Source organism: Limnobacter sp., assembly GCF_964228395.1.
In the GTDB taxonomy this organism is placed as follows: domain Bacteria; phylum Pseudomonadota; class Gammaproteobacteria; order Burkholderiales; family Burkholderiaceae_B; genus Limnobacter.
In genome coordinates this window covers 1-8,798 of sequence record NZ_CAXQZX010000146.1, presented here as the reverse complement: position 1 = coordinate 8,798, position 8,798 = coordinate 1, and the positions used below count along the sequence as shown (strand labels likewise).

At 56.4% G+C, this 8,798-nt stretch carries 9 protein-coding genes; 4 read left to right on the top strand and 5 right to left on the bottom strand.

Features of this window, described 5'->3' with window-relative positions:
* Nucleotides 1-39: 39 nt before the first annotated feature.
* Genes ACEQU8_RS12320 through trpC form a run of 3 tightly spaced genes read left to right on the top strand, consistent with a single transcriptional unit; the run spans nt 40 to nt 1,994 of the window.
* Entirely contained in the window at nt 40-135 is a 96-nt protein-coding gene (locus tag ACEQU8_RS12320; RefSeq protein WP_372521246.1) for a hypothetical protein, read from the top strand.
* 21 nt (nt 136-156) lie between these two features.
* A complete protein-coding gene (trpD, locus tag ACEQU8_RS12315) occupies nt 157-1,209 on the top strand; it encodes an anthranilate phosphoribosyltransferase (protein ID WP_370263984.1) in 1,053 nt (350 codons plus the stop codon).
* Nucleotides 1,206-1,994 carry an indole-3-glycerol phosphate synthase TrpC gene (gene trpC, locus ACEQU8_RS12310; protein WP_370263982.1) on the top strand — a complete coding sequence of 263 codons (789 nt, stop codon included), beginning with the start codon at nt 1,206-1,208 and terminating at the stop codon, nt 1,992-1,994. The genes trpD and trpC overlap by 4 nt, the downstream gene beginning before the upstream one ends.
* On the opposite strand, the gene ACEQU8_RS12305 is transcribed toward trpC, so the two are convergent.
* The 5 genes from ACEQU8_RS12305 to ACEQU8_RS12285 form a co-directional block, all read right to left on the bottom strand.
* Nucleotides 1,988-3,814, bottom strand: a complete 1,827-nt coding sequence (locus ACEQU8_RS12305; RefSeq protein ID WP_370263981.1) for a M61 family metallopeptidase — start codon at nt 3,812-3,814, stop codon at nt 1,988-1,990. The genes trpC and ACEQU8_RS12305 overlap by 7 nt on opposite strands.
* On the bottom strand, nt 3,814-4,797 hold the full coding sequence (locus ACEQU8_RS12300; RefSeq protein WP_370263979.1) for an MDR family oxidoreductase: 984 nt from the start codon (nt 4,795-4,797) through the stop codon (nt 3,814-3,816). Before ACEQU8_RS12300 ends, ACEQU8_RS12305 begins: the two co-directional genes overlap by 1 nt.
* Before the next feature lie 38 nt (nt 4,798-4,835).
* Entirely contained in the window at nt 4,836-5,324 is a 489-nt protein-coding gene (locus ACEQU8_RS12295; protein ID WP_370263978.1) for a DUF3429 domain-containing protein, read from the bottom strand.
* A 72-nt stretch (nt 5,325-5,396) separates the two neighbouring features.
* Entirely contained in the window at nt 5,397-6,665 is a 1,269-nt protein-coding gene (locus ACEQU8_RS12290; protein WP_370263977.1) for an FAD-binding domain-containing protein, read from the bottom strand.
* 43 nt (nt 6,666-6,708) lie between these two features.
* The gene (locus tag ACEQU8_RS12285) at nt 6,709-7,431 is read right to left on the bottom strand and encodes an SDR family NAD(P)-dependent oxidoreductase (RefSeq protein WP_370263976.1); all 723 of its coding nucleotides are present in this window, start codon (nt 7,429-7,431) and stop codon (nt 6,709-6,711) included.
* Nucleotides 7,432-7,602: 171 nt separating this feature from the next.
* On the opposite strand from ACEQU8_RS12285, the gene ACEQU8_RS12280 reads away from it, so the two are divergent.
* Complete coding sequence (locus tag ACEQU8_RS12280) at nt 7,603-8,379, top strand: enoyl-CoA hydratase (RefSeq protein WP_370263974.1); 777 nt, start codon at nt 7,603-7,605, stop codon at nt 8,377-8,379.
* The last annotated feature ends 419 nt before the right edge of the window (nt 8,380-8,798 follow it).

Here is an 8,798-nt window from a genome sequence, read left to right as displayed (position 1 = left end):
CTCGTCTACACTCTTTCCCTACACGACGCTCTTCCGATCTTGCAGTTTCACCCCGAGTCCATTTTGAGTGATCGAGGTCACGACCTGCTGCGCAACTTTTTGAAGCGGGTCAATGTGGCGCCCGCTCCCATCTAATTTTTTCTTTTCAAGTTTGTTATGTCCGAAGCCTTCAACTACACCGCAGCACTTAACCAATTGCTTGCTGGACAGCATTTGAGCCACGCCACCACCCGTGCAGCGTTCGAGCAACTGTTAAGCGGTGGTCTTACTCCGGCACAAATCGCGGGTCTTTTGGTGGCTTTGCGCATCAAGGGCGAATCGGCCGATGAAGTGGCCGCCGCCGCCCAGGTGATGCGCGACTTGGTGACCCCCGTCGAGTTGCCGGCAGGCACCGAGGTGGTGGATTTGTGTGGCACAGGTGGTGATGGTGCGCAAACCTTCAACATTTCTACCGCTTGCATGTTTGTGCTGGCCGCTGCGGGCGCAAAGGTCGGTAAGCACGGTGGCCGCAGCGTATCTTCCAATTCCGGCAGCGCTGATGTGCTCGAATTCATGGGAGTGAACATCAACTTGAAGCCAGCCCAAGTGGCGCAGTGTATCGCCCAGGTGGGGATTGGCTTCATGTTTGCACCCAATCACCACAGCGCCATGCGCTTTGCCGGTCCGGTGCGTAAAGAACTCGGTGTGCGCACCATGTTCAATATCTTGGGTCCGCTCACCAACCCTGCCAAGGCCAAACGTCAGGTGATGGGGGTTTACCACGCCAACCTGCTCGATCTTCAAGCGCAGGTGTTAAAGCAGCTGGGTTCAAGCCGTGCGCTGATCGTGCACGGCGCCAACGGCATGGATGAGCTTTGCATAGACGGCCCGTCCAGCATCGCCGAACTCAACAATGGGGCCATTCGCCACTACACCATCACGCCCGAGGATCTGGGTCTTGCCCGCGCCTCGCACAGCAGCCTGCGGGCTGCCTCGGTCCAGGAATCGCGCGACAAAATTTTCCACGCACTGCAACACCAGGGTGATGCCGTGTGCGATATCGTGGTGCTGAACAGCGCCGCTGGCTTGTATGCCGCAGGCTTGGTCGATGGGCTCAAGCAAGGGGTAGAGCTCGCCCGCAGCACGGTCGCAAGCGGTGCGGCATTCAAAAAGCTTCAAGAGTTTGTGGATTACACCCAGGCCGAAAGCAGTGCAGGGGCAGCATCATGAGCGACATTCTTTCTAAAATTCTGGCCACCAAGCGCGAAGAAATTGCGCACGGCAAACAGGTGCTTTCCGAAATTCAGTGGTTGAGCAAAGCCGCACAATTGCCCTCGCCACGCGGTTTTGCGCTGGCCCTCAAAACCGCGGTGGCCAAAGGCTTGCCTGCCATCATCGCCGAGGTTAAGCGAGCCAGCCCCAGCAAGGGCATTCTGCGTGAGCCGTTCGATCCTGTCGACATTGCAAAAAGCTATGCCGAGCATGGCGCCACGTGTTTGTCTGTGCTCACCGATGTGCAGTATTTCAAAGGCGCACCGCAATATCTGGACATGGCCCGCGAGGCCAGCGGGCTTCCAGTCATTCGCAAAGATTTCATCATCGATACTTATCAAGTGGTTCAGGCCCGAGGGCTGGGGGCAGATGCCATCCTGTTGATTGTGTCCGCCCTGGAGCTGTCACAACTGATCGACTTAGAGCAGTGCGCTATCGATTTGGGCATGGATGTGTTGGTGGAGGTGCACGACGAAGCCGAAATGGACATCGCCCTTCAGCTTAAAACCCCGCTCATTGGCGTGAACAATCGCAACCTGCGCACCTTCGAAACCCGTTTGCAAACCACGCTCGACTTGCGTCACAAGGTGGGTCCACAACATTTGCTGATCACCGAAAGCGGCATTGCCACGCGTGACGATGTGGCCCTCATGCGCAGCCACGACGTTCACGCCTTTTTGGTGGGTGAAGCATTTATGCGCGCCCCGTCGCCAGGGCAAGCGCTGCAATCCCTGTTTTACTGAGCCACTGCCCACGGTGCCGTGGGGTGGTCGCCGTTTTTCTCCAGTCGGGGCTCGATGGTCCATTCATTCGACACGGCCGGCTGTGCTGTGGCCTCAAAGTGCGTCAGCCGCTCTGCCCGAAAGCCAATCAGCTCGACGGTTTGTCCGGGCACGGCGCTTTGCAAAAAGCGTTTGTAATTGGCTTCGGTCAATCGGCGCTTGCCCACAGCCACCAGCACATCCCCAGCAGACACGCCCGCCCGGTGGGCCGCTGAACAATTGATGACCTGTTTCACCAGCATGCCCTCGGGCTTGAATTGCCCGTTCAAACCCAGGCCAATGGCCTCTTTGGCAGGGCTTTGCTTCAGGTCGTAGCCTAGCTTGGCCAATAGCTCTTGCACAGGTAGCTCGGCGGTGGTTTCTGTCCACGTGGCAATCTCAGCGCGCAGGTCAAGGCCCGTGGCCCTCGTGACCACCTCGGCAAATTCATGCTCGCCCAATCCGCGGCCCGTCAAACCTTTGTCCCGCCAAAGTTGCCTCATCACACAATCCAGGCTGTGCCGTCCGGCTGTTTGCAGCCGAATGCTGGCGTCCAGGCAAAACGCCACCAACGCCCCCTTGCCGTAGTAACTCACGATCGCGTTGGGTGCGTTTTCGTCTTGACGGTAATACTTGGTCCAGGCTTCAAACGAGCTTTCTGCCACGCTTTGCACCTGCCGGCCCGGCCCCTTGTGCACATGGCCATGGGTTTTTGCAAAGGCTTTCAAATAGTCGTCTTCTTTGTAATAGCCGGCCCGGGCCAACATCAAGTCGTCGTAGTACGAGGTAAAACCTTCAAAAATCCACAACAGTCGCGTGTAGTTTTCTTCATGCAGGCGGTAGGGCACAAAGGCGGCGGGCTTAATTCGCTTCACATTCCAACTGTGGAAATACTCGTGGCTGCACAGCCCCATCAAGGTGTTGTAGCCCTTGGGGGCGTCTTTTACGCCAAGCTGCGGCAAGTCATGTCGGCCACACAGCAGCGCGGTGCTGTTGCGGTGCTCCAGGCCGCCATAGCCATCGTCGGTGGCGTGCAGCATAAACACATAACGTTCAAAAGGTGCTTGCCCACTGTCGGGTTCAAACAGGCGAATCTGTGCTTCACACACTGGCTGAAGGTCCGTGCACAGGCGCTCAAGGTCGACATCCTCGTCGGCGCCATACACGGCAACCACATGGGGAACACCACAAGCTTCCAAGCTGCGTGTCACTAGATCGCCCATTTCAACCGGGTGGGCGATCAGGCTGTCGTAGTTGGGTGCATGCAAGCGCACATGCCCGCCCGGCGGCAGCAAGGGGCAGCCGTGGTCATCCGTTAGTGTTCCCGCCTCACTGGGCAGGCCACAAGCCACCGTCCATTCCCCCTTGGCCTGGTTGGTGCGAGCCAGCGTGAGCTGCACCGGCGATTCCTCTTTGCCTTTGGGGCACAAAAACACGCTGGTGCCATTAAAAAACGCATGGTTGCCGTCCACATGTGCTCCGCGCACCGACAAATCCCAGGCGTACACTCGCCATTTGCATTCCATTCGAACGCCCGGGCCGTGACCAGCCATCACAGAGGGTGGAAGTTCGACTTGCCATGTGTTTTTATTGGCCTTTGAATGCGGCAGGGCCATGCCGTTGGCCAGTGCTTCAAAGCTGACCACGTGGCGCGAAAACTCCCGAATCAAATAACTGCCGGGTATCCACACGGGCAAGCTCAGTTCCACCACCGGGCCGCTGTTTCTGGGGTGTTCCCATTGCAACATCACATCCAGATAATGGCCCTCTGCGTCGGCCACCCACACTTGGTAATTCAACATCAGATCTTCACCACCACGCGTCCCACATGGCTACCGGCCATGATCTTTCCTGCAGCCTCAATCGCCCCGTCCAAGCCAATCGTGTTGGATAGTTGTTCGAGCTTTTTCAAATCCAGGTCCTTGGCCAGCCGCTCCCAAGCTTGCTGGCGCAGCGCCAAGGGGGCCATCACCGAATCGATGCCGCGCAAAGTCACCCCACGCAAAATGAACGGGGCAACTGACGAAGGAAAGTCCATGCCTTGGGCCAAGCCACAGGCGGTGACTGTGCCGCCATAGCGGGTTTGTGCACAGGCGTTGGCCAAGGTGTGCGACCCAACGCAGTCCACCACACCAGCCCAGCGTTCTTTTTGCAGAGGCTTGCCCGGTGCGGCCAGCAGTGCACGGTCCATCACATCGCTTGCGCCCAGGCCTTTCAAAAAGTCGGCCTGCTCGGGTTTGCCACTGGTGGCCATCACGGTGTAACCCAGTTTGTGCAGCAAAGTAATTGCAATTGAACCCACCCCGCCCGTGGCACCTGTCACCAATATTTCGCCCGAAGAGGGCTTCACGCCGCCGGCTTCAAGACCCAGCACGCACAGCATCGCGGTGTAACCGGCAGTGCCAATCGCCATGGCTTGGGCCGCGCTCAGGCCCTCAGGGCGCTTAATCAGCCAATCGCCTTTCAGCTTTGCCTTTTCGGCCAGGCAGCCCCAGTGTGTTTCACCCACGCCATAGCCGTTCAAAATCACCTCGTCGCCCGGCTTAAAGCCGGGGTGCTGGCTTTCAATAACGGTGCCTGCGCCATCAATGCCGGCCACCATCGGCCATTGCCGCACCACCGGCGACTTGTTGCAAATCGCCAGTCCGTCTTTGTAGTTCAGGGTTGAATGTGAGATCTGGACAAGAACATCACCGCTCTCTGGCAGGCTCGATTCTTCAATAGACTGGATGCCGGCCTTGAATTCGCCTTGTTCGTTTTTTTCCAGCAGCAATGCTTTAAACATGAGGTCTCCATCTGATGTATGTTCACTTCAGCTAGAGACTACACCATTTGAGAAGCCATCGCCGTTAGGGCAAGGCCTAGCACCGCGCCCAAGGTGAGGTGGTTTCGCAGCCTCAAATATTCTGGAAAAGCCTTCAACGGCAACAGGATCCGCCTGTCCATCCACCACACCCCGATGAGTACAAGCGCCAGCAGGGCCAAGGCGTAATCGGCCGGCGCAAATGCCCCCACCAGCCAGGCCAGCAGCGAAGGCACCACGCCCCACACAAAGGCGCGCGTTTCAAACTCAGCTTGGCTGTGACCTGCCAAATAAATCGCCTCATGGCTCTTGCTAAAACCCAAAGCGATGCCCCAATGCACTGCACCTAGAAAAGAAACAATACACAGGGCATAGATAAAATTAAATCGGGCAAACATGGTGGCCAGGTCGCTGCCGTGGTTAAGCCAAGCCAATGCGGCCAGCCCCAAAAAGGGAATCAAGCCGGCGTAGCCCAAAATCCTCATCCAACGTGCGTTTAAGCCCTGCATATGAGCAAAATCCTTCCGGTAGCGCTTTCGGGGTGGCGGGTGCTGCACCGCCGCAGTTTTTGACCGACCATGTCAGCTCAAAGCCTCTTCAAGGCTCTTGGCCGCCGTGGCTGCTTCCCGATAAAAACGCGAGAAGCTTTGTTGAAATCGGCTCGGGTTGGGCAAAATTCGCGGGGCTTGAACCCATTTAAGCGGCATGCAGCGGGACAGGTGAACGTAGCCCGGGTTCAGGGTTTCCATCATTTGGAAACTCAAACCTGCTTGCTTGAAGCGTTCCATCAAGCCCGAGCTTTGAATGCACATGCGACTATCTACCATCCACAGCTGTTTGCAGGCCGCCAAGCCTCGCGCCACAAATCGCCATCGGTCCGCATTCCAAGGGTGTGCCTCATGAAATGCGACATCCACTACAGCAACGCAATGTTCGTACTCGCTTGGTGCCCGCAAGTCCCAAGGGTGCACCAGCCTCACATTGCTCGGTCCTTGCCATGCCCCCAAGGCTTTGGCTGCCTCATCGGGGTCGCGCAAATCGCAAACAGGTAGGCCTGTCAGTGCAGCAAGGTTGTCCTTGTTTGGTACCCAGTTCTCTGGGGGCGCCATTCCCACCGAAGGACGCTTGGGTTCCGGCCCAAGGTCGCGCCGACTTCTGGCGGTGGCCTCGAGGTCTTCATAAGAGGTGTCAATCGCAGTGCCTTTGCAGTCAAGATGCCTGGCAAACTTGTTCACGTTCTCTGCATTGAACACATACGGCTTGTGGCTGAAGGTGCCCGCCACCCACTGCCAGCTCAAGTGGTTGGAGGCCAAATCACCATCCAGCAGATGGCTGTACATCCAGTCCGCGCCAATGCGCCAGTGAACCTTGCGAATATGCACCACGTAAGACGCAATCCACATGCGTGAGTGGTTGTGCAGGTACCCGGTTTCGTAAAGTTGCCTCACGCCATCATCGATGGCTGGCACGCCAGTTCGCCCTTCAAGAATGTCATCAGGCATGTTGACTTGGTATCGCCCCGGCCAAACCGGGCGGCGAACATCCTCAAGAATTCCCTTGCCCAATTCGCCGTGCACATGCTTAAAAAACTCTCGCCACGCCAACTCAAACACAATTTTGTCATCAAAGCCCAAGGGTTTACGCTGGTGAATTAGGCTGCACACCTCGCGGGTGTCGGTGAAGCCATGGGTAATCCAGGGCGAAAGGCGCGTCACCGCACCGTCCAGGTAATTCCGGGTGCGCGCATACAGGTCTGGGTTGACTGCCTGAATAGCTTTTAAAGCCGCCTCACGGCTGGCCTCGAATCCCTGATCGGGCGCTGCGCCATTGGGTTTGGTTTTGGTCAGCATCACTTCACCAAGGGTCGAATATTTCTAAAACCACCGTCCACATTCAACACGGTGCCTGTGATGAATTCAACACGGTGCCTGTGATGCGGCTGGACTCTTCGCCCAATAACCAAAAAATGGCCTGCGCCACGTCGGTCGGCGCATTCACCCCATGCAAGGGGTACTGTCGTTCACTGGCACTTCGCATGACCTCACTTTTTAAAAAGCCCGCAGCAATGGGGCTGTCCGTCAGTCCAGGGGCGACAACATTCACTCGAATGCCATCTGGCGCGTGGGTGGCTGCAGCTGCTCGCGCTAAGCCCTCCACACCACCCTTGGCCGCAGCAATCGCCTCATGGTTGGCAACGCCCATGCCAGTGGCGCAAGTTGAAATCAACACAGCGCTGCCGCCGCCACGTTTTTTGGCAAGCTTTAACCAGGCCCTTAGGCCAAACATCGCCGACACCAGGTTCACCCCCAACACGCTGTGGATTTGGGCATCTGTAGTGCGGGCCAACGGGGCCACCAATATAGAACCCACACAATGGGCATAGCCGCCTATGGTGGTGCCTTCATCCTCTAGAGTTTGGAAAGCCGTGTCTACCTCTTCGCTATTCAAAGGGTCCAAACCCACAATGCGAATGCCCTGGTCCTGGCCGTACAAGGCTTCCATGGCCTGCAAGTTACGGCCCATGGCCACCACGCTGTATTCCTTGTTTCTGGCTTGGCGAATTAATTCTTGTGCAATGGCGCTGTTGGCGCCCATCACGGCGATGCATTTCGACATGGGTACGGCTCACTGGGGTACAACAATCTCTATATTTTGTCCTAGACAGAAAATAAAGTCACGCGCTCATTGTATTGGTGGGGGTGGTTTGATTGCTCAAAGGTTAGACTTGCAAACACACAATTCACAGCAATGCCACGCCCAGCCGTGGCCACACGGGAGACCACACTCATGAGCTACGAAACCATTTTGGTAGAAACCATCGGCAAAGTCGGGCTGATTCGCTTAAATCGCCCTCAGGTTCTGAATGCCTTAAACGACCAGTTGATGAGCGAACTTGGTCAGGCCCTCACGGCGTTTGATGCTGACGAAAACATTGGCGCCATGGTGATCACCGGCAATGAAAAAGCCTTTGCCGCCGGCGCCGACATCGCCGCCATGGCCAGCTTCTCGTATATGGACGTGTACAAAGGCGAATACATCACCCGCAACTGGGAGACCATTCGCCAGGTTCGCAAGCCAGTGATTGCGGCGGTCAGGGGATTTGCCTTGGGCGGTGGGTGCGAGCTGGCCATGATGACCGACTTCATCATTTGTGCTGACACTGCAAAGTTTGGTCAACCCGAAATCAAGCTCGGCATCATTCCAGGTGCTGGCGGCACGCAGCGCCTACCCCGCGCCATCAGCAAAGCCAAAGCCATGGACCTGTGTTTGACCGGGCGAATGATGGACGCCGCTGAGGCTGAGCGTGCGGGCTTGGTGTCAAGGGTGGTGCCTGCAGACCGCTGCCTGGATGAAGCCTTAGAGGCCGCTGCAGTCATTGCAGCCTATTCCCAGCCCTCCGTCATGATGGCCAAAGAAAGCATCAACCGTGCATTTGAGGGCCCGCTGTCTGAGGGCATGTTGTTTGAGCGCCGCATGTTCCACAGTTTGTTTGCCACAGAGGACCAAAAAGAGGGCATGGCTGCATTTGTGGGCAAGCGAAAACCCAATTTCCAAAATAAATAAGACGTAAAAAAGCGTTTTTGCGAAAAAAATTTAAGGCCCCCGCTGTGGGGCTTTTTTACATCTGGAGGACAAAAAATCTTTGCCCATCAAGGGCTTGTTTTTGGGGTGCGTGTGGGGGTTAAAGAACACTTTTTTGGCTGTTGCAAAAAAACTGAATTTTTTCGCCAAAAGTGTTTGACAGGTTTTAAATAGGTGTGCATAATCTCGTTTCTCTGCTGCACGAGACGCAGCGCAGAACGAAGCCGGAAGCGGTTTTGCAGGAAGTTCGGTGGTGTTAAAAGCCGGATTGTACAGCAAGGTGCGGGGCGCAAGTTCTGAATGTTCTTTAACAAGTTAACAGCCGATAAGTGTGGGCACTTGCAGATTGGTGGGTGTGCTTTGTAAGCGATATGCAAACGAGGCTCAAACCAAGCTGATTA